At 63.2% G+C, this 21,214-nt stretch carries 16 protein-coding genes; 7 read left to right on the top strand and 9 right to left on the bottom strand.

The window, feature by feature from the left end; all coding sequences use genetic code 11:
- The first annotated feature begins 222 nt into the window (after positions 1-222).
- On the top strand, positions 223-825 hold the full coding sequence (locus A37A_RS20745) for a hypothetical protein (RefSeq protein ID WP_018291724.1): 603 nt from the start codon (positions 223-225) through the stop codon (positions 823-825).
- Here the strand turns inward: A37A_RS20745 and glgB are convergent.
- The 6 genes from glgB to A37A_RS18510 form a co-directional block, all read right to left on the bottom strand.
- Positions 822-2,801, bottom strand: coding sequence for a 1,4-alpha-glucan branching protein GlgB (gene glgB / locus A37A_RS0111920; protein WP_018291723.1), 1,980 nt, complete (start codon positions 2,799-2,801; stop codon positions 822-824). The genes A37A_RS20745 and glgB overlap by 4 nt on opposite strands.
- Positions 2,798-4,357, bottom strand: coding sequence for a hypothetical protein (locus A37A_RS0111915; RefSeq protein WP_018291722.1), 1,560 nt, complete (start codon positions 4,355-4,357; stop codon positions 2,798-2,800). The genes glgB and A37A_RS0111915 overlap by 4 nt, the downstream gene beginning before the upstream one ends.
- Positions 4,358-4,423: 66 nt before the next feature.
- Complete coding sequence (locus tag A37A_RS0111910; RefSeq protein WP_020494385.1) at positions 4,424-6,364, bottom strand: alpha-1,4-glucan--maltose-1-phosphate maltosyltransferase; 1,941 nt, start codon at positions 6,362-6,364, stop codon at positions 4,424-4,426.
- An 89-nt stretch (positions 6,365-6,453) separates the two neighbouring features.
- The gene (locus A37A_RS0111905) at positions 6,454-7,809 is read right to left on the bottom strand and encodes an Nramp family divalent metal transporter (protein ID WP_018291720.1); all 1,356 of its coding nucleotides are present in this window, start codon (positions 7,807-7,809) and stop codon (positions 6,454-6,456) included.
- Positions 7,799-8,560 carry a metal-dependent transcriptional regulator gene (locus A37A_RS0111900; RefSeq protein ID WP_018291719.1) on the bottom strand — a complete coding sequence of 254 codons (762 nt, stop codon included), beginning with the start codon at positions 8,558-8,560 and terminating at the stop codon, positions 7,799-7,801. Before A37A_RS0111900 ends, A37A_RS0111905 begins: the two co-directional genes overlap by 11 nt.
- Before the next feature lie 76 nt (positions 8,561-8,636).
- Positions 8,637-9,305: a 4'-phosphopantetheinyl transferase superfamily protein gene (locus A37A_RS18510; protein WP_018291718.1), complete on the bottom strand. Its 669-nt coding sequence runs from the start codon at positions 9,303-9,305 to the stop codon at positions 8,637-8,639.
- Between the two features lie 133 nt (positions 9,306-9,438).
- On the opposite strand from A37A_RS18510, the gene A37A_RS0111890 reads away from it, so the two are divergent.
- Positions 9,439-12,627, top strand: coding sequence for an efflux RND transporter permease subunit (locus A37A_RS0111890; protein WP_018291717.1), 3,189 nt, complete (start codon positions 9,439-9,441; stop codon positions 12,625-12,627).
- A gap of 242 nt (positions 12,628-12,869) precedes the next feature.
- On the opposite strand, the gene A37A_RS0111885 is transcribed toward A37A_RS0111890, so the two are convergent.
- Together A37A_RS0111885 and A37A_RS0111880 are read right to left on the bottom strand one after the other, a co-directional pair.
- Positions 12,870-14,210, bottom strand: coding sequence for a sugar phosphate isomerase/epimerase (locus A37A_RS0111885; RefSeq protein ID WP_018291716.1), 1,341 nt, complete (start codon positions 14,208-14,210; stop codon positions 12,870-12,872).
- A 69-nt stretch (positions 14,211-14,279) separates the two neighbouring features.
- Positions 14,280-15,023, bottom strand: a complete 744-nt coding sequence (locus tag A37A_RS0111880; RefSeq protein ID WP_018291715.1) for a hypothetical protein — start codon at positions 15,021-15,023, stop codon at positions 14,280-14,282.
- Between the two features lie 273 nt (positions 15,024-15,296).
- On the opposite strand from A37A_RS0111880, the gene A37A_RS0111875 reads away from it, so the two are divergent.
- From A37A_RS0111875 to A37A_RS17370, 5 genes are all read left to right on the top strand, one after another.
- Complete coding sequence (locus A37A_RS0111875; protein ID WP_018291714.1) at positions 15,297-15,509, top strand: hypothetical protein; 213 nt, start codon at positions 15,297-15,299, stop codon at positions 15,507-15,509.
- A gap of 125 nt (positions 15,510-15,634) precedes the next feature.
- On the top strand, positions 15,635-17,104 hold the full coding sequence (locus A37A_RS0111870) for a PAS domain-containing sensor histidine kinase (RefSeq protein WP_018291713.1): 1,470 nt from the start codon (positions 15,635-15,637) through the stop codon (positions 17,102-17,104).
- Positions 17,089-18,432: a sigma-54 dependent transcriptional regulator gene (locus A37A_RS0111865; protein ID WP_018291712.1), complete on the top strand. Its 1,344-nt coding sequence runs from the start codon at positions 17,089-17,091 to the stop codon at positions 18,430-18,432. The genes A37A_RS0111870 and A37A_RS0111865 overlap by 16 nt, the downstream gene beginning before the upstream one ends.
- 160 nt (positions 18,433-18,592) lie before the next feature.
- Positions 18,593-19,843, top strand: a complete 1,251-nt coding sequence (locus A37A_RS0111860; protein WP_018291711.1) for an AAA family ATPase — start codon at positions 18,593-18,595, stop codon at positions 19,841-19,843.
- Positions 19,836-20,504, top strand: coding sequence for a hypothetical protein (locus A37A_RS17370; protein WP_018291710.1), 669 nt, complete (start codon positions 19,836-19,838; stop codon positions 20,502-20,504). The genes A37A_RS0111860 and A37A_RS17370 overlap by 8 nt, the downstream gene beginning before the upstream one ends.
- Here the strand turns inward: A37A_RS17370 and A37A_RS0111850 are convergent.
- The gene (locus tag A37A_RS0111850) at positions 20,501-21,064 is read right to left on the bottom strand and encodes a flavin reductase family protein (RefSeq protein WP_018291709.1); all 564 of its coding nucleotides are present in this window, start codon (positions 21,062-21,064) and stop codon (positions 20,501-20,503) included. The two genes, A37A_RS17370 and A37A_RS0111850, sit on opposite strands and share 4 nt — an antisense overlap.
- Positions 21,065-21,214 lie beyond the last annotated feature (150 nt).

Raw genomic sequence — 21,214 nt, 5'->3', positions numbered from 1 at the left:
GGTCGTTCTCTAGCAAGAAGCAGGCCAAAGAGAATGCTGTCTTGTTGGAACGGTCATTTCCAGGTCAAGGAAGCGAGACGTTGAGCGAACCGGCCCACGAGATCTGCTTCAGGGTCGGGGCACCATACGCGGAACCGGGTGAAATTTCACTCAGGAAAAGGTAGTTGTCCGAGCCAGCAAAAGGGAGTTGCGCGGCGGAGAGGCATCGTCCCACGGCGAACCATGGCTAAGCAATCGGGAGAGACAGGGCAGGTGAGGATGAGTTTTGCGGATCTGGCTCGTGCGGCTCGGGAGGTGGTCGCGGAGGCGGGCAAATGGATCGCTGGTCCCGGCGAGGAGCGGGAGAAGCCTTTGCGGATAAGCGGCCGGCGCGTCGAGCAGACCAAGGCGGAGGCGGTCCGCCGCGCCCGGCGGGGCGGGGGAACGATGGGAGACAAGGAGGAAAAGGTCGCGGCCGCTTCCTCCTCCGAGCGGCTGCGGCAGTGGCACCGGGAGTTCTTTCGACATTCGCGCCGCTTCGGATGGGCCTCGGAGCTTCTCCAGTCGGAGGAATGGCGGAAGGCGGGCCGGGCCCTGGCCGAAGAGCGGCTGCGGGATTCGGCGATCCATCTGGCCCAAGCCGGCTTGCGGATCGGATCCGAAGGGCTGGGGACGGTGATCGGGGGACTGCTCGGCGCGGAGACGGGGCCCGGTGCCGCCGTGGCGGCCTGGGCCGGCGGGACGTTTCTCGGCGCGCTCGGGGCGCGAGCCGCCGGCGCCTTGAGCGTTCACCTTTCCCCGGAAGGCCGAAAGCCCTTGGGGCGGGGCAAGGAGAGAGCGCGCTAGAGTGTTCTCTTAAAGGCCAGCACCGAAAGCGGGGGTAGCGTCAGGTTGAGCGAGTGGGGCTGCCCCTGCCACGGAAGCCAGTCGGCCTCGAGGCCGCCCAGGTTCCCCATCCCGCTGCCCCCGAACTCGAGCGCGTCGCTGTTGGCGATCTCCCGCCAGTAGCCGGCGAAGGGCGCGCCCACCCGGTAGCCGATTCGGGGAACCGGGGTGAGGTTGAAGGCGCAGAGGATCTGCTCCCGCCCGTCCTTCGACTTGCGGAGGAAGCTGATCACGCTGCTCTCCGCGTCCGTGAAGTCGATCCAGGAAAAGCCGTGGCCGGTGAAGTTGTCCTCGTAGAGCGCGCGCTCCTGCCCATAGAGCTGGTTGAGGGAGCGGACCCACTGGAGCAGCTGGTTGTGTCTTCCTTCGGAGGCGAGATGCCAGTCAAGGCTGACCTCGTGATACCACTCATTCCACTGTCCGAACTCTCCTCCCATGAAGAGCAGCTTGTGGCCGACGAAGAAAAACATGTAGCCGAAGAGCGCTCGCAGGTTGGCGAACTTCTGCCAGTCGTCCCCTGGCATCTTGGCGATCAGCGAGCCTTTCCCGTGGACGATCTCGTCGTGGGAGAGGGGGAGGATGAAGTTTTCATGCCAGGCATACCAGGCGCTGAAGGTGAGGCAGTGCTGGTGGTACTTCCGGTAGATCGGATCGCGGGAGAAGTAGTCGAGCGTGTCATGCATCCACCCCATGTTCCACTTGAATCCGAAGCCCAAGCCACCCATGTAGACCGGGCGGCTCACCATCGGATAGGAGGTCGACTCTTCCGCGATGAGCTGGATGCCGGAAAATTCCCCGTAGAGCTGCTCGCTCAAGGTGCGGAGAAAGTGGATCGCCTCGAGATTTTCGTTTCCCCCGTACTGGTTGGGGATCCATTCCCCGTGTCGGCGGGAGTAGTCAAGATAGAGCATCGAGGCGACCGCGTCGATCCGGAAGGCGTCCACATGATACTTCTCGAACCAGAACCGGGCGCTGCTCAGCAGGAAGGCGCGGACCTCGTTGCGGCCGTAGTTGAAGATATAGCTCCCCCAGTCCGGATGAAACCCCTGGCGCGGGTCGGCATGCTCGTAGAGGTGGGTGCCGTCGAAGAGCCCCAGGCCGTGACCGTCGGTGGCGAAGTGGGAGGGGACCCAGTCGAGGATCACCCCGATCCCTTGCTGGTGGAGATGCTCGACGAAATACATGAAATCCTGTGGCGTGCCGAAGCGGCTGGTTGGCGCGAAGTAGCCGATCGTCTGGTAGCCCCAGGAGCCCGAGAAGGGATGCTCCATGATCGGCAGGAGCTCCACGTGGGTAAAGCCCATCGCCTTGACATGGGCGGCCACTTGCGGGGCGATCTCCCGGTAGGTGAGGCATCGATGACCCTCCTCCGGGACCCGTCGCCATGAGCCCAAGTGTACCTCGTAGATCGACCAGGGGGCGTTGAGCGCATTCCGTGCCGCGCGCTGCTCCATCCATTCGCGGTCGTTCCACTCGTAGGAGATGTCCCAGAGAACCGAGGCGCTTCTGGGCGGGACCTCCCAGAGGAAGGCGTAGGGATCGCTCTTCACCGTGGTCAAGCCCTGCTGCTTCGAACGGATGAAGTATTTGTACAGGGACCCGCTCCCGGGCCCGGGGACGAACGTTTCCCAGACGCCGGTTCCGTCCTCCCGGAGGGTCAGGGGAGCGGCATCCGGCTCCCAGTCGTTGAAATCGCCGATTACGGAGACCGCTTCGGCGTTGGGAGCCCAGACGGCAAAATAGGCGCCCTTTTCCCCTTTCCTGGTGAGCAGGTGGCCGCCGAGCTTTTCGTGGAGCCGGGCGTGGTTGCCTTGGCGGAAGAGAAAGGTGTCGGTCTCTCCCCAAATCTCGGGAAGCTCCCGGCGAGGCGCCGAAGCCTTCGAGATGCGCCCCAGTTCGTTCGTGTCGGCTCTCCGATCGGTTTCTTTATCCCTCATAGGCTCCCATTCTCCTCTGATTGTCGGCTCCCTTCCAGGAGTTCTTCGACGCCGCGCAACGGAATTTCCACCCAGGCCGGACGGTTGTTTCGCTCGTAGCCCACTTCGTAGACCGCCTTCTCCAGGACGAAGAAATCGAGGAGTGTCCCGCGCCCAGCCGGAGTCGTCGGCAGGAAGGGTGCCTTGCCGGCGGCCACGAAGTAGCCTTCGAGGAACCGCCGCGTCGCCCAGCGCCGCCAGCCGTTGGCGGCGGCAAGCCGCCGGCTTCGCTTCTCCCCCGTCTCCCCTTGCAGGAAGATGGGGGCGAGGGCGGCGTAGTGAAACGAGCGGACGATTCCCGCCACGTCGCGGAGCGCCAGGTTCTTGCGCCGCCTTTCGGCCAGCGAGCGCTCGGGCTCTCCCTCGAAGTCGATCAGCACGAAATCGTCTTCGGTGGTCAGGACTTGTCCGAGATGGTAGTCGCCGTGGATCCGGATCTTCACGTGGTCAGCTGGCAAGCGGAGGATGGCGCGGAAGCGGGCTTCAATTCGCGGAAAGAGCTTCGCCAGATGCTCCTCTTCGACGCTGAGCGGGACTTCCGGGGGTCCGTGAGGCATCCCGAAGGAGCGCCGGAGCAGGCCGAGGGCTCCGTCGAAAAAGAGGGGAGTCTCCTCTTCGGACAGAGGCTCCGGCCCAAAGGCCGGGTCGTCCGTCGGCCTCGCCATCGCCAGATGGAACTCGGCGGTCCGTCTCCCCAAAAGCTCCCAGCTCGGCCGGGAAGCGTCCTCTTCGGGATGGAGCTCTCCTGACTGCTGCATCCACTCGCTCGCCGCCGCCAGAGCGAGGGTCCATGCGTCGGATCGGTGGGGAACCGCCTCGGTCAAGAGCCCGAGCAGGATCGGAGGGCGGTTCTGCGGCACGTAATCGAGCCGGCCACCGTAACGGGGGGCGTGAGGGAAGCCGAGGACGCCGGAGAGGTGTTCGTGGACCTCGGCATCGGGATTGGGGCCTCCTTCGAGCTTCCGGTAGAGCTTAAAAAAGAGGCGGCTTCCGAAGAGGAGCGAGCTGTTGCTCTGCTCCCGCCCGAGCAGCCGGGAATCTTTCGGGAGCTCGCCCGAAGCGTCCAGCTCGGCCAGAAGCGGACCTCTCTTCCCTCGCAGGATTCCTTGGGGCCCCAACAGCTCCTTCTCTTCAGCGAGCAGATCGAGCAGGGTGCGGCCAAAAAGCGGATCCCCGGTCGCTTCCCAAAGGCTCTGCGGCGAGGAGGCGGAGAGGGGGCCGATCCGGTCCCCATCCACCAAGCCGGTTGGCGAAAGATCCCCGGCCATCCGGACGGGCAGCGAGAAGAGGGCGGTCTCGCCCGCGGCGAAGCGAACCTGGAGGAGGAGGAGGCGCAGCCCCGCCTCCCGCGGACCGAGGCGAAAGGCGTCGGCCACCCAGACTTCCTCGAGGGCCCGGGCCTTTCCGGCAAACCAGCGGCGGCGCAGCAGAAAAGGAGGAAGGAGCTGTTCCGCCAGCCTCCGTCCCTCGGCGGAAAACCAGAATCGTTCGGTCAGCGGATCGGAGTCGGAGCGCACCCTTCTATCCTTGCCAAAGCCGAGGCCGCTGGGCAATACGCCTCCGAACTTTGTGAGACATGCCGGCTAGTCCGGCGCGTATTGCGTCACCCAGAAGAGGTGCGCCGGGCTGACCGCAGGATCGAGGCGAACATAGTTGCTCCCATCGTGCCAAGTATAGCTCGTGTCGGACAGCAGATCGCTGACTTGAAAGGGCTTCCGCGAATCGATACCGAACTCTTCCGCCGGGAAGCGGACCCAGCCCGATTGAGGATGGGCATCCATGTTGACGACCGCCAGGACCACATCCCCGCGGTCGGCGCTTGCCTTCGCATAAGCGAGCAGAGAGGGGTTGTCGGTTTCGCAGAAGCGGAGGTTGTTGGTTTCCTGGAGCGCGCGGTGGGTGTTGCGGATGTGGTTGACCCGGGCGATCTCGGCCTTGAGGTTTCCGGGCGCGTTCCAGTCCCAGTGGCGGAGCTGGTATTTTTCCGAGTCGAGATACTCCTCCTTCCCGGGCACCAGGGCCTCTCGGACGCAGAGCTCGAAGGCGGGACCGTAGATGCCGTAGTTCGAGGAGAGGGTCGCGGCCAGGATCAGCCGCTGCAGGAAGGTGGAGCGCGCTCCCTGCTGGAGGTAGACTGGGAGGATATCGGGGGTGTTCGGCCAGAAGTTTGACCGGAAGAACTCCCGGACAGGCGGGGAAGTCAGCTCGGTGAGATATTCCCGCAGCTCGGAAGGAGTCGCCCGCCACGTAAAGTAGGTATATCCCTGGGAGAAGCCGCATTTGGCCAGATGGTAGAGAATCTTGGGACGAGTAAAGGCCTCCGCGAGAAGAATCACATCGGGATAGGCCGCCTTTAGATCGGCGATCAGCCACTCCCAGAATGCCATCGGCTTGGTGTGAGGGTTGTCCACCCGGAAGATCCTCACGCCGCGCTCGATCCAAAAGACGAAGATGCTTCGGAGCTCTTCCCACAAAGATCGCCACTCCGCACATTCAAAGTCGAAGGGAATGATGTCCTGGTACTTCTTGGGTGGGTTCTCCGCGTACTGGACGGTCCCGTCCGGCCGCCACCGGAACCAGTCGGGATGCTCCTGGACATAGGGATGGTCAGGGCTGCACTGAAAAGCGATGTCCAGGGCAAGGTCCAAGCCGTACTCCTTGGCCCGCGCCTGCAGGCGGTGGAAGTCTTCCCAGCCCCCGAGCTCGGGATGGATGGATTTGTGTCCTCCTTCCTCCGAGCCGATCGCCCAGGGGCTCCCCACGTCGTCGGGTCCGGAGATGGTCGTGTTGTTTTTCCCTTTCCGATGGTGATGGCCGATCGGATGGATCGGGGGCAGATAGAGTACGTCGAAGCCGAGTGCTGCGATCTCCGGAAGCAGCCGCTCGCAATCGCCAAAGGTTCCGTGCCGGCCGGGTTCGGCGGCCCACGACCGCGGGAAGAGCTCATACCAAGAGCTGAAGAGGGCCTTAGGAGGATCGACGAGGATCTTCCGGGCAGCGGGTGCCTCGGAAGCCAAGCTTCGGTCGGAAAAGCGACGGGCCAGTTCGGCCAGCGCGGGATTCCGAGCCACGAGCCCCCGCTCTTCGATCGGCAGGGAGCGGTTGCGCAGAAGGGCGGCCCATTCCTGCAGCCGCTTTGCCTCCGGCTTCGGCGCCCGAAGCGCCGCCGCGTTGAGCAGATCGGCACCGAGGGAAAGCTCGACACTGATCTCTTCTCCGCCGTCGGCCTTTTTGTGGAAGCCTTCGAGCCAGGTGACGAAATGATCGACCCAGGCGACGACCTGGCATTCATAGAAGCCGAGCTTTTCCAAGAGGAACTCTGCTTGCCATTCGTCGTTGCCGAGCTCGCGCATCGGCAGCTCGCGCCACTCGGGCTCCGCCTGGTGGCGATAGCGGAGTCGAACCTCGATGCGATCGTGGCCATCGGAAAAGACATGAGCCTGCACAAGAAGCGTTTCGCCGAGAGCCCGCTTGACCGGAAACCGGGCATCGTCGATTTCCGGAAGAATGCGGTGGATCACCACACGCCGTCTGCCGTCAGTGGGCCAGGAGCGAGCTTCCATTGGTGCGGGGAAAGACTGAGTCGTCCTAGAACTCAGAAAAGACCTCTACTCTATTGAGAGGCGTGAAAAAGAAACCGGGCAAGCAGAAAAACGTTGAGTCCGATGACAACGGTGCTGATGACCCATCCGGCCACTCGCGTCCAAATCGAATTTCGCAGCGGCCCCATCCAGCGGCTGCTTTGCGTAAAGAGGAGGAGGGGGATGAGGGCGAAGGCGATGCCGAAGCTTAAGACGACTTGCGAAGCCACGAGAAGTTGCGTCATGTCGACTCCCAAGGAAATTGCCAGGATTGCCGGCAGCATCGTGACCAGACGTCGAACCCAGATGGGAATGGCAAAGCCGACGAACCCCTCCATGATCACTTGCCCCGCGAGGGTTCCCACTGCGGATGAGGAGAGGCCGGAGGCGAGCAGCGACAGGGCGAAGGCCGCTGCGGCGAGCTTGCCGAGCAGGGGCCAGAGGGCGCGATAGGCTTGGGTGATGCCGTCCTCCCCGCCCGGAGGAGACCCGGCAAAAGCCGCGGCCGACATGACCAGCATGGCCAGGTTGATCATGCCGGCAATCGTCATCGCCAGGGAGACATCGATCTGCGAAAGGCGGATCAGCTTCCGTTTTTCCTCGAGCCGTCGGGCGGGAATCCGCCGCTGGGTGAGGGCCGAATGGAGATAGATCGCGTGCGGCATCACCGTAGCTCCCATGATTCCCGCGGCCAAGTAGGCTCCCTCGGCGCCAGGAAGGCTGGGAAGAAGAAGGCCGTGCAGGGTGGCCGAGGGTGAGGGATGGATCCAGAAGAGCTCGAAGGCGTAGCAAAGCGCAATAAACCCAACGAAGATCGTCAACAGGACTTCCAGGTAGCGAAAGCCGCGCGGCCGCAGCCCAAGGATCAGGAAGGAGAGGACGCCGGTCAGCAGGGCGCCGATTCCCAGCGGAATGCCGAAGAGGAGTTGGAAGCCGAGGGAGGCTCCGAGGAACTCCGCCAGATCGGTGGCGATCGCCATTAGTTCGGCCTGGATCCAGTAGCCGAGACGAAGAAAAGGATGAGGGAGAGCATCACGGATGCATTCGGGGAGATTTTTCCCCGTGACGATGCCCAGCTTGGCCGAGAGACCTTGCACGAACATGGCGATGAGGTTCGACCAGAGCACCACCCAGAGGAGCTGGTAGCCGTGCCGCGTTCCACTCTCGATGTTCGTCGCATAGTTGCCGGGGTCGATGTAGGCGATTGCCGCGATGAAGGCGGGTCCCAGGAAAGGAAGATATCGGCCGACTCGTCCCGTCGAGCCGCTGGAGAGCACCGCTCCAGCGCCCTCCCTCACCCAGGCATCCCATCCACCCCCAGTCGCCGGCTCGATCGGCTTTGGATTCCACAGCGTTCCTCCCGGACGACGGGATGGATCATTGCTCATGGGCCACGGGTCGTCCGGTTCCTTCTCTCGTTTTCGGTTGCGCGGAGGAAGGGTGCGGGGCGACGTCGACCAAAAGATGAGCGGCAAGAAGGGCTGGGACGAGGAAGCGGCTCCCCCCGACCAGGAGCGAGATTCCGTCGGGATGGGTGCCGGCGACTTCGATCGCCCTGCCGGGAAGGAGATCGAGCCTCTCCACTAAGTTGAGCGCGTCCTGATCCTGCAGGGTCACCCGGCGAATGGTTCCCCGGCTCCCCTTGGGGAGGAGGGCCAGCGTGGTAAGATGCTCGTCTTCCTTCAAAGCCAACTCCCGTGTGGGGATCGGATCCCCATGCGGATCCCGATCGGGATCGGCGAGCAGCTCGGCTACCTTTTGTTCGAAGCGCTCGCTGATCACATGCTCCAGCGCTTCGGCCTCCTCGTGGACCTCGTCCCAGCGATAGCCGAGCGTCCGGGAAAGAAAGGCTTCCAGGAGACGATGGTGTCGAACGATTTCCACCGCGATCCGCCGACCCGTTTCGGTCAAATGGACCGCCCGATAGGGGGCTCGTTCCACTAGGCCCTCTTCGGCGAGCCTCTTGAGCATTCCTGTCACCGACGCCGGTCGGACCCCGATGCGTTCCGCCAAGAGCTGAGTGGTGGCACCCTGCGACGCGTCGTTCAACAGAAAGATCTGCTTCAAATAGTCCTGCTGCGAGGGGCTCAGGCTTGCCGAACCTTTGTGGGGTTCGCGTCCCTCTCCAGCATCATTCATCCGTAGAAAAAAGTTAGCCGATCCTAATCAAACTCGTCAATGGAAACTGCTCCAGCGGGTTTCGGCCTGAAGCGCCTCAAGCATCGGGAGAGAACTCCTCCATCGAGACCACGAGCTTTTCCGGTTGAGGATGCGAGACGGCCAGCGCGCAAAAGGAGCCGTCCTCCCGAAGCCAGCTGTTTACGGTCCATGTGGCACCGTCCGCTTCCGGAGGATCGACGGTTTCCCAGCAGGACCCATTGCGCCGGGCGAAGCGGAAGGAGCGGGGAGAGCGGTAGAGACCCATGCCGCAGCCCTTGAGGAATGCTTCCTTTTTTGTCCAGATGCGAAGAAACGCCGTCGTCTGCTCCCCCGACGGCGAGCAGGTGACATCCCACGCTTCTTCGGGCAAAAGAAAACGCCAGGCAAGCCGGAGAGGATCTTTGCGCGGGAGCCTGGCCTCGAGGTCGATGCCGACCGGGAAGCTCGCCACCGCCGCCATCCACCGGTCGTCCGAATGGGACAGGTTGAACCAGAGGCCCAACGAGTCTGGGAGCAGCGGCTTGCCCCACGGGTTCTTCTGGAGGGGAACCTCTTCGGGGCGGGCGCCGATGTAGCCGGCGAGAAGACGGCGCAAAACCGTCTCGCTTCGGAGAGCCTGGGGCCGGCCCGGAGGACGCACGTCTTCCTCTCCGCCCACAGGAAGCGTCGAAAACCGTGAGGCGAAGAGATGAACGGTGGACGGGTCGGGGAAGGGAAGAGCCATGGAAATTGGACCGACCTATCGCCTGGAGTAGGCTTCCGGGCAAGCTCTTTTGCCGGATTCGCTTGAAAGGCGTTTCTCCGCATGGGAGCTTAGCCGTGCCTCCGGTGGGGAGACTGGGGGGAAGTCCAGCCCGGTGCTTGAACGAATCTTTGCGTTTTCCCTTCGGCACAGAGGAGGAGTTCTGCTGGCCGTCGTCGGCCTGGTCGGCTTTGGGGTCTGGGCCGCTCTCCATCTGCCGATCGATGCCGTTCCCGACATCTCCACGGTCCAGGTCCAGGTCAACACGGCCGTTCCCTCTCTGGCTCCGGAAGAGATCGAAAAACTCGTCACCATGCCGATGGAAAGGGAGCTCACGGCGATGCCGAACCTCGAGGAGATGCGCTCGATCAGCAAGTTCGGCCTTTCCCAGGTCACGCTGATCTTTCGGGACGGCACGGATATCTACCGGAGCCGGCAGCTGGTCAGCGAGCGGCTGCTTCGCGCCGTCGATCAAATTCCTCCCGGTCTTTCGCCCTCTCTTGCGCCGATTGCGACCGGACTGGGCGAGATCTTCTTCTACACGCTCGACTACGGCGCGGAAGCCAAGCAAAAGCCCGCCACGCGCTTCGAGCAGCTCCTCGAGCTCAAGCTGCTCCAGGACTTCACCGTGAAGCCGATGCTGCGGATGGTACCGGGAGTGATCGACGTCAACGTGATCGGAGGCTATGACAAGCAGGTCGTCATCATGCCGACACCGGATCGTCTCACCCACCTGGGCATGACGGTTGCCGACCTTGCGGAGATCGTCGGGAAGAACGTGGAGAATGTGGGTGGGAGCGTCATCCAATCCGCCGGGCAGCAGATCGTCGTGCGCGCCCCGACTCGGGTCGAGACCCTCTCGGACATCGAACGGCTTCCGCTCAAGTATCGGGCTGGTCCCTATCCGGTTCTTGTCCGGGACGTCGCGCGAGTCGCCATTGGCGCAAGGATTCGGACGGGAGCGGCTACTTCCAACGGCGGTGAGACCGTCTTGGGAACCGTGCTGATGCTCGTGGGCCAGAACAGCCGTATCGTCGCGCAACGCGTCGCAGAGAAAATCCGAGAAATCCAGCGACGGCTTCCTGACGGTGTCGAGATTCATCCCGTCTACAATCGAGCCAAGGTGGTGGAGCGGACCATTCACACCGTTCGAAACAATCTGGCCGAAGGGGCGATGCTCGTGGCAGCCGTCCTCTTTCTCCTCTTGGGAAGCGGGAAAGCGGCCGCCGGGGTGGCGTCGATCATCCCACTCGCCTTCCTTGTCGCGCTCTGCGGCATGGTCGTCGGCGGAATTTCCGGAAACTTGATGAGTCTGGGCGCCATTGACTTCGGACTGGTGGTCGAAGGGTCGGTCGTGGTTGTCGAGAACGGCATGCGCCGGCTGGCCGAGCAGAGTCACCTGCTGCGGCGGAGCCTGATGGATGGGGAGCGGCGGAACCTTCTCCTGTCATCGTGCCGGGAAGTGGGCTCTTCGGTCTTCTTCGGTGTCGTGATCATCACCCTGGTCTACGTGCCGATCTTCGCGCTGACCGGGGTCGCCGGGAAGACCTTCCGCCCCATGGCGACCACGGTCATTTTCGCCTTGGTCGGCTCGCTCCTCCTGAGCTTTACCTTCATGCCCGCGCTCGCTTCCCTTCTCTTTTCCGGACCAGTACGGGAAAAGGAGAGCTGGCTCGTTCGCCTCGCAAAGTGGATCTACCGTCCGATTCTCGAAGGAGCCATCCGGATCGGCCCGCTTGTGGTCCTGGTCGCCCTCGGGATTTTTGCCTCCGCCCTCTGGCTCTTTCGGACGATGGGGGCGGACTTCATGCCTACCCTCGATGAAGGGGCCTATGCGATCAATGTCTACCGAGCCAACAGCGTCGGGCTCGAGGCGTCTGTGGGAATGGAGGAAAACACCGAAGCGGTGGTGCGGCGGAAGATCCCGGAGGTCACCCATGTCTTCGGGCGGACCGGAGTTTCCGACATCGCCACCGATCCGGCGAGCCCGAATGAGGCCGATCTCTACGTCTTTTTCCGTCCGCGCCCCCAATGGCGAAAAGAACACGGAAAGCCGATCCGGAAGGAGACCCTCGAAAACGAAATCGCCCGAGCGATCGAGCTCCGGGTACCAGGCCAGATGTTGATCTTCTCCCAACCGATCGAAAATCGCTTCAACGAAATGCTCCAGGGGGTACGCTCGGATGTCGCGATCAAGATCTTTGGCGAGGACTACGACCAGATTGAGAAGCTGGCTCTCCAGGTTCGGCGGATCGTTGGCTCGATCCGCGGGGTGAACAACATCGTTCTCGAATCCTCCGGCCGAGCGCCTTCCTTGGAGTTTGTTCCCGATCGGGAGGCGATGGCCCGCTACAACGTCCAAGCGGCCGAAATTAACGACGCAATCGCCATTGGGCTGGGAGGAAAGCAGGTTGGGCTGCTCGTCGACGGGGTCCGCTGGTATCCCATCGTGGTTCGGTTCTCCGATCCAAATCGGGCGGAACCCCTGAGGGCACTCCAGCTACCGGTCCGCTCAGAGGCGGGTGGACTGATCCCGCTGCGGCAGGTCGTCTCCGCCCGGATGGTCGACCGTGTCCGCGCTTTCTTTCGGGAAAACGGTGTGCGGCGGCTGGCCGTCCTTGTCAACCTGGAGGATCGCGATATCGACTCCTTTGTGAACGAGGCCCGAGCTCGGATTGCACGCGAAGTCGTCTTTCCCAAAGGATACTTTGTCGAATTCGGCGGACAGTACCGGAATCTTCAGGAAGCGCGGGCGCGCCTGGCCATCGTGGTGCCGATCGCCCTTTTCCTGATCTTTGTGCTCCTCTACCTCCATTCACGGAGCCTGTGGCAGAGCCTTCTTCTTTTCCTGAGCGTGCCGCTCGCGGTAACGGGCGGAATCTTCTCCCTCTGGGCGAGCGGCATTCCGTTCAGCATCTCGGCTGCCGTCGGTTTCCTTGCCCTATCCGGGATCGCCGTGCTGGGCGCGCTTGTGTTGGTCTCCTTTTTCAATCGGCTTCTTGCCCAAGGACTTTCCCTTGACGAGGCCGTTCGGCGCGGCTGTCTTACCCGACTTCGTCCGATTTTGACGACCGCCCTGGTCGCTAGCCTCGGTTTTCTGCCGATGGCGCTGGCGCAAGGTCCCGGAGCCGAAGTCCAGCGGCCGCTGGCCGTCGTCGTCATCGGAGGGGTACTCTCTTCCACGGCTCTCAATCTTCTGCTGGTTCCCATCCTTTTCCGCTGGGGGGTCCAGCTCTTTGGATTTCCGCGAAATCCATGCCGGCCGGACGAGGCGGAAGCCGGCGAAGCGGCTGTTTCTCGCTAGCGGGAGTCCGCCTCCTCTCCCTCGCATCGGCCTCCGCCGGGGAAGGCGCACTCGCCGTTCTAGCCAGCATGGCTCACAAAGTTCGTACCCGAGGCGCGGAGAATGGGCCTGGATGCAAGGCGAAGTGCAGGTTTTCCCCCGGAGCTGTATGACGACATACTGCGAGGAGGGAAACCCGAGCCCCGACGAAGCAGCCGGGTCCATTTTGCAAGCCGCAGGAGAACGCTTGCGGAACATGCAGGCTAGATCCCCGCCCATGCCGGTTCGTGCCCGAGGAGGCCCACGGTGAGCTGCCGCAGCGCTATTAGACCGGAAAGCGGATCGGCCGTCTCTTGGGGCAGAACCGCCTCCAACAGGAAGACTCCGGAAAAAGCGCTCCGGCGCAGGGCGGCGAGCCAACGCGGCCAGTCGATCTTCCCCTGGCCGGGAGCAAGGTGGTCATCGGTGACGCCTCGATTGTCGTTGACATGGAGGGCGATCACTCGGTCGCCGAGGAGCTCGTAAACCCGTTCCAGGGGCCAGGAATGCCACAGGAAGCAGTGGCCCGTGTCGAAGCAGATCCCCATCTCTTCCTTGGGATAGGGCTTGACGAGCTCGAGCAGGAGATGTGGATCGGCGGTCAGGAGGTGCGGCAGGAGGGTCTCGACGGCGATGGCGACGCCGTGGGCGCGGGCCTCCTGGTGAAGGAGCGAAAGAGTCTCCCGCACGGATTCGATCCGCGCCGGGCGCTCCGCTTCCGGAACCCATGCACGTTCGGCGGCGGAGCCATGCACCACCAAGGCCTGCGCTTCCACCGCCGCGGCAGCGCGAACCGCTTCGATCAGCAGGGCCACGGTGTTCTTTCGGTGAATCGGATCGGGTTCGCTGGGATCGGTCTCTGTCGAATAGGGAGCGTGGAAGCTCGTCGCCCGTAGGCCCAGATTGCGCAGGCTCCTCCGGACGGCCGCGATCTCCGCGGGCTCGCGCCAGTCGAAGGGTGTGCGGCAGCGGGGGTCCCCCGTCCAGAGCTCGACCGCATCGAAGCCCGCTCGGGCGATCCATGGAAGCACCTCCCGAATCGGCTTAGAGTAGAACACCCCGGTCGAGATCCCGATCTCCATCCATCCCTTTCCCTTGATAGTCCGCAACGTTGAAGCCGCAGAAAGGCCGCCAGCAGTACCCCTTTTCCTGGTGGCTGACGCATTGAGATCGATTTCGCGATCGACCCCGGTTTTCACGAGCCCCGAAAAGAGCCGGACGTAAAAACGGGCGCGCGCTGCCGCCTCGTACTTTTCCCAGAGGTCCCCCCAGCCATGGTTCTCTTCGTACCGCGCGCAGACCAGGCCGGCGATTTGAGAGGGCTCCCAACCGGAGGCGAGCAGCACGCGGGTCAGCGCTTGCAAGCCGGTCGGTTTCAACAGGTGGGGGTTGGGGTCGCGGAGGCAGTGAGCGATACAGGGCGGCAGCTCGCGCGGGCAGCCGGTCCGGTCTTGCCGGATCTCCCTCATCTCGCGGTGAGCCCGGGCCAAGGCGGATTGCTCATAGTCCGCAAGCCATCCGGGGATCGACGGAGCGGCATCGGGGATTTCGACCGTGCTCTCCACGGCCAGCCGGGCGGCCCGGTCCCAATCGACTCGGATCTCCAGGAGTTCTTCGAGACGGGAGCCTGGGAATCATGGCAGGAGGAGCGGAATGGGGAGCTCCCGGCCGGCCTGTTCCCCATACCTTTCTCGGAGGACGCGGCATTTCTGGTAGGAAGAGAAGGGGCAGCGCGTCGCCCGCCGCGGCAGTGGATCGCCGAAGAGGGAGAGATCGAGCGAAACCGCCTCGCGCCAGCCTCTCGGGCCGATCCGCCCGACCGCGACGTCGGTCGGGACGGCTGGGATGCGCTCCATCCCGTCCGCGGGAAGCGATTCGTATTCGCGAAAGATCCGGTAGACCAGATACTCGAAGAGGCGACCCAACGTCTCGTAGGCCGCCGCCTCCCGAGGAGGAAAGGCGCACCCGAAGCGGGCTGCGAAGCGATCGCCCCATTCGACCAGGTGCGGGGAAGCCGAGCCATGGGCGGCCAGCAGCGGGAAGGTCTCCGAATCCTTCGGGATCCGGAAGGCGAAATGGTATCCCTGGCCGGTCAGGATGGTCAGCGGCTCGATCCCATAAGCGCCGAAGGAGCGGCGGATCACCCGGTAGAGCGGCTCGATCCTGGAGAAGACCTCCGCCGGCCGGAAGAACACTTCGGCCGGGTAGTCCCAGTTGATATATTCGATGTCCAGGATTCCCAAGAGCGCGATTCGATCCCAGATCGACCGAAGGATATCCGCTCCTGCGTCGAGCAGCTCCGCAAAGCGCTTCTTCTCCACCGACGCATGGGGCTCGGGCGAAACGCCTTGTCCTATCGCGACGCCGTAGCCGACCAAGTAAGTGCAGGAAAAGGCTTCGGGCTCTTCCCCGGGATTCCGCCGCAGTACTCGGCGATCCGGCGACGCACCGAATCGTGGGCGTAATAATCCCGAATGGCGCTCATCCTCATGTCAAACTAACCTGCCTGAAGCCGCTGCGCCGCGAAAGGTGGGAAAATCGTTCCTACGCCGCCCCGGCGACATCCGAAGCAAGACTTCAGGCACCCCTGTCCGGCTCTCGGGGGAGGGCGGAGCGACAGGCGTAACCCGCTTCGTTCAAGAAACATAAAAATGGCAAAACCCACGGAATATTGTGGCGGAACCAAGCCCGATTGGGCATGCTTGGCGAGCATGAAAACCCGGCTGTCTCTCCTCTCCCTTGTAGGTAAGGTTCTGGTTGCCGCTTCGCTTCTGGCCATTGTCGCCTGCTCCGAAAAGCCCAAGCCGCAGCCGACACAGCAGACGCCCGCTCCGACCTACCAGCCGCTCGATCATAAGAGTTGAGCAAAGCTGCGAAGGAAGGAGGGCGCGGGCGCCCTTCCGCCCGCCTCGTTCTCGGGAAAGAGGCTCGCTTTGAGGGTTGAGTTGGAGTAAAGTACCGCCGCTCAACCCAACCGTTTGCCAGTCCTATGTTTCGCTCGATGCGGGGACGGCTCATCGGCCTGCTGCTCTTGCTCGTTGCCGCTACGGTCTCGGCCGGGACCCTGATGGTGGCTCTCTTCCGCCAATCGACCGCCGCACGCGCGGAGCAGGCCCAAGCCGAAATCGGGAGGGCCTGCGATGGGATCGTCGAGGGCTACGGCACCCTTGCAGCTCGATCGCCGGAAAGTGCTTCCGAGACATCTCAAGCTCCTTTTCGAGCGAGCTTGACCGCAGTGATTCGCCGCGCCTTGCACGACCGATCCGGCCTCGAGGGAGGCATCTGGCAGGAAGGGAAGGGCTCCCTGGCCTATGCCTTTCCCACCTATCCGGGCGAGAGGGCCAAGACCGATGTGCCGGAAGCCGAGCTTCCTCGGATCGAAGCCGTCAATCACGTCGCTCTTTCCGAGAATCATGGGATCGTCCGGAAGTACGCTTTCCCGTCGCAAACCCTCCTGGTAACGGCTTCACCTCTTCCCGGGCCGATCCCTGGCTTGACGGCATGGACGATGACTCGGGTCTTCCCTTTCGCCGGGCGTAGCTACCGGCTTCTGATGGCGGGCTTAACGACCCTCTTTGCCACCGTCCTGGTTGCTGTCGGCTTCTTGACGAGTTTTACTCTTAGCTGGTCGCGTCATGTCGGGCGCATGGAAAATGCTCTGCAGGCGCACGACCTCACCGATCTGCCCGTCCTGGCTCCCACCGGCGAGCGGGAGCTCGACCGGATCGTTTCGGCGCTCAACGATGCGGGGGCACGGCTCTCCGAAGCGCGAAGGAAAGCCGACGGTCTTGCCCGCCAGGTAGCGGCGGCCGAACGGCTGGCAGCGATCGGGCGCGTCTCCGCCGGCATCGCTCACGAGATTCGCAACCCGATCGCCGCCATGCGGCTCAAGGCCGAAAACGCGTTGAGCGGTGACGGCCGTAGCAAGGACAGTGCTCTGAAGATGATCGTAGGTCAGATCGAGCGACTCGACGCCCTGATCCGCCGTCTCCTGTCGGTAACGGAAAAGGAGAAGCTCCGCCGCGAAGCGGTGGAGCTTGAGCCCTTTCTCGCCTCGTGTATCTCCGCCCTCGCGGAACTCGCGAAGGCCAAGGGCGTCGTCCTCGTTTCTTGCTCCGAGGCCAAGGGAGGATGGTTTGATCCTGAGCAGGTCCGCCGCGCTCTCGACAACCTCCTGCGCAACGCGATCGAGGCAGCGCCTGGGGGGACGGAGGTCACGCTCCGGGCTCGCCGGACTCCCGAGGGCCTGGTCTTCTCGGTTCACGACGAGGGGAGCGGCCCGCCTACGCGGGTTCGAGAGCAGCTCTTCGAGCCGTTCGTCACCGGCCGAGCGGGGGGAACAGGGCTTGGACTCTCGATTGTCCGTGAGGTCGCTTCCGCGCACGGAGGCACGGCAAGGCTGCTCGACAAGGGGGTCGGCACAACCTTCGAACTGATTCTCCCATGGCCACGATCCTGATCGTCGACGACGATGCGGCGCTTTCCGAAGTCCTCGCCGAAACCGTCCGCAGCCTCGGTCACGAAGCGCGCACCGCCGCCTCGGGTCCAGAGGCGCTGGCGGCTTTGGCCCGAGGGCCGACCGATGGAGTTTTGCTCGACCTGCGGTTGCCGGGAATGGACGGCCTTCCACTGCTTGAGCGCATTCGCGCAAGAGCCGGCGCCCCACCCGTCGCGGTGTTGACGGCCCACGCCACCGCGACGAATACGATCGAAGCGATGCGCCTGGGTGCCTTTGACCATTTAACCAAGCCCATCGGCCGTGCCGACCTCGCCCGCCTCCTGAGTGAGATGCTGGCGGCAAAAGCCGGGCTCGGCCCCCTCCGGACGGAATCTCGGCCTGTCGAGTTCATCGGCTCCAGCGAAGCGATGCGAAAGATCCAAAAGACCATCGGGATGGTGGCCGACAGCGGCGCGACGGTCTTCATCCAGGGGGAGACCGGAACGGGCAAGGAGCTGGTCGCCCGCGCAATCCACGACCACGGCCGGCGCCGTGCCAAGCCGTTCGTCGCCGTCAACTGCGCGGCGATTCCGGCTGAGCTTTGGGAAAGCGAGCTCTTCGGCCATCTTCGGGGCTCTTTTACAGGCGCCCATGCCGATCGGCAGGGAGCTTTCCAGGAGGCCGACGGAGGGACTCTCTTCCTCGACGAGATCGGCGACATGCCCCTTTCGCTGCAGCCGAAGATCCTCCGCGCCCTCCAGGAGCGGGTGATTACCCCGATCGGCGGCAAACCCGTTCCCGTCGATGTCCGGGTCATCTCCGCCACTAATCAGGATCTTTCCGAGCGGGTTCGGGAAGGGGCCTTTCGCGAGGATCTTTTCTACCGGCTCCATGTCCTGCCGATCCATCTGCCTCCGCTCCGGGAGCGGATCGCCGACATTCTCCCCCTGGCCGAGCACTTCTTGGCCCCCGCCGGCAAGTGGCTCGGTCCCGACGCCGCCGCGCGGCTGATTCAGCACCGCTGGCGAGGAAACGTGCGGGAGCTGCGGAACGTCCTGGAGAGGGCGGCTGTCCTTGTCCGCGGGGAAAAGATCACGGCCTCCGATCTCGATCTCAATTCCGAAGAGGCGAGCCCCACTTCCTTCGACTGGCCCGAGGAGAATCTCCCTGCGGCGATCGCCCGCTTGGAGGAGCTGCTGATCCGCCGCGCCCTCGGCAAAAGCGGCGGCAACCGCGCGGAAGCAGCTCGCGCCCTCGGCATTCATCGCCAGCTCCTCTACACCAAGATGCGCCGGTACGGACTATGCCCCTCGGAAGGCAAGCCCGAGGAGGCGGAAGGAGGAGGGTAGGGGCCGAGAAATCGTCCGGACAGGGTTGCCATCCCGATTAATCTGGGCAATAGGAATATTGAAAGATCGTTGGATTGAGCCGCCCGGCCTAAAAGGGCTGGAAGTGCCGGAAGGGGGGTGTCGGGTGTGGCAACCCCTGGCTTGAGAGCGGGAGGATTCCGTGCTTGAGGAACTACGTGTCCAAGGTTTTAAGTCGCTTGGCGACGTTAGTATTTCTTGCCCGCAACTGACCGTCCTCTTCGGCCCGAACGCCGCAGGCAAGAGCAACCTGCTGGAGTCGATCGAAGCCCTCTCCCGCATCGCGACGCTCCGGACGATTCCCGACGCGCTCGCGCATCCCATTCGGGGTCAGCCGATCGAAGCATTCGCCTTTCCGGGCGAAGGCTTGCCCGGGCTTCTCAGCATGAGGCGGGCGACCTTCACGTTGGAAGCGCGGATTCGCATCAATCCGGATTCGTACCGTTATCGGATCATAGTGGCGATCGATCCAGGCTCGGGCAGCCTTAGTGTCGACGATGAGTATCTGGCAAGGCTAGCGCGCGACGGCAGCCCCAAGGGGAGGGCCGTCATCGAGAGGGTGGGCACGGAGCTCCATATTCGCAGGAAGAGCAAGCCCGCTCACCCGCGCCAGGAAAGGATCGGGCTGAATCATTCCGTTCTCTCGGACGCCCGCTTTGCCGGATCGGAGTATGAGGCGCTGGAGCGGATGCGAAACGAGCTTTCGGGCTGGCGCATCTACTACCTGGATCCTCGAGTGGCCATGCGGGCCGCACAGCCGCCTTCGGATGTGCAGGACATCGGCGTTCTCGGGGATGGCATCGCTCCTTTTCTTTTCAAGCTTCGTAAGGAAAAACCAAAGCACTTCGACGCGATCCGACGCACCCTTCGCTCGCTGATTCCAAGCATTGAAGATTTAACGGTGGATCTGGATAAACGGCGGGGCACGCTCGACATCCTGATCCGCCAAGAGGGGATCGACTACTCCTCCCGAGTCGTGTCCGAAGGAACGCTCCGCGTGCTCGCGCTTTGCGCGATTGCGGTCAACCCGTGGGCAGGATCTCTCATCGCCTTTGAGGAGCCGGAGAACGGCGTTCATCCTCGCCGGTTGGAGTTAGTCGCCCAGCTCCTTTTCTCCTTGGCTTTCGAGCAAAGCAGGCAAGTGCTGGTGACGACGCATTCCCCTCTTCTCTGCGGCATGGCTCTCAAGGAAGCGCGCAAGGAAGCGCGCGAGCGGCCCAGAGGACAGGTCGAGCTCGTCAACGTGAAAAGGGAGAGCAGGCAGACTAGGTTCGACCCCTTCGATCCCACAGGTCCGCTATTCGATGATCCGGAGATCCGGGAAGGACTCGCGGCCCGGAACGAGGAGGGGTTGTTTGAAAGCCTCCTGCTTCGCGGCATAATCGATGCGTAGCCTCGTCCTGGTCGACCTTTTCGCGGAAGACCGCGCTCATGAAGAGCTACTCGCGCCGCTAATCCGCCGGATCGCGGAGGAAGAGCGCATTTCTGTGGAAGTAAAGATCCGATCCGCCCGCGGCGGACAGGGGCGCGCACTAGAAGAGTTGAAGCTCTACCAGAGGAGTCTTGCTTTGGGGTTTGTCCATACATCGCCGGATCTTCTGGTTGTGGCGATCGATGGAAATTGTGTGAGCGCCGCCAGAAAACGGCAGGAAATTGAACAACGAACCGACCCGTCGCTCAGGGACCGGCTTGTGGCAGCGTGCCCGGATCCTCACATCGAGCGTTGGTACATGGCCGATGCTCATTCCTTCCGGTGCGTCGTCGGAGAAACGCCGAATGTCGGTCAAAAGAAGTGCGAACGCGCATTTTACAAGAAGGCTTTCGTGGACGCGATTCGAGCGACGGGATGCCCCTCGCCGTTGAGTGGAATCGAGTTTGCCGCGGATTTGGCTAAAAAGATGGATCTCTATCGGGCGGGGCAGGAGGACGGTTCGCTCAAAGACTTCATTGATGCGCTGCGTAGCGCGCTGCGACGGCACAAACAGGGTGGACTTCTCCCGTTAGCTCGGCAACGAACCGATGACGGACCGAAAGTCGCGGACCAGCCGCTCTAGTCGAGCAGCTCCGGCCGGAACTTCGCTCGCCGGCTGAGAATCTTTCCCGAAACCATGAAGACGCCGTTTCCGGTATAGTGGAGGGTTTCGGGATGCTTGGGCCTACGAGCCGCTCGGGCGTACACCACCTCGAAGACGAAGAAGTTGTACTTCCGGACGAGGCTGTCGTCGGCGAGGCGGCACTCGAAGCAGGCACAGCACTCGCGGATGCTCGGGGCGTTCACGACCCGGCTCTCCTCCGGGGTGAGCCCGAAGGTGGCGAACTTGTCGACCTCGGCTCCGGTGGTGTTGCCGATCCCGACGACTTCGTCCAGGAGCGCTCTGGTGGGCAGGTTGATCACGCACTCTCCGCTCTCCCGGATCAGCCGGAAGCTATGGTTGCTCTCGGCGATCACGCAGCCGACCAGCGAAGGCGTGAACTCCATCACCGTGTGCCATCCCATCGTCATGATGTTCCTTTCTTCGCCCAGAGCCGAGGAGACGAGGACGATCGGTCCAGGCTCGAGGTAACACCGGACCTTTTCCACCGGGAATTCGGCTTTTTGGAAGCGACCTTTCATGGAAGGCAGAGGACTCGATGGGTAGCACAAGCGCGAAAGGGCCGCCATTCCCAAGCAAGCAAATCCTTGGCTTTTCCGGGTCCGTTGCCGCAGCATGGAGTCTGCGCCCGATCGGTTGCTTTACCGGGCATCGAAGAGGAGGGCGTCCGG

It is taken from the genome of Verrucomicrobium sp. 3C (genome assembly GCF_000379365.1).
Classification (GTDB): domain Bacteria; phylum Verrucomicrobiota; class Verrucomicrobiia; order Methylacidiphilales; family Methylacidiphilaceae; genus Methylacidimicrobium.
The sequence above is the reverse complement of the archived record's forward strand: the minus strand, read 5'-3'. Positions and strand labels throughout refer to the sequence as shown.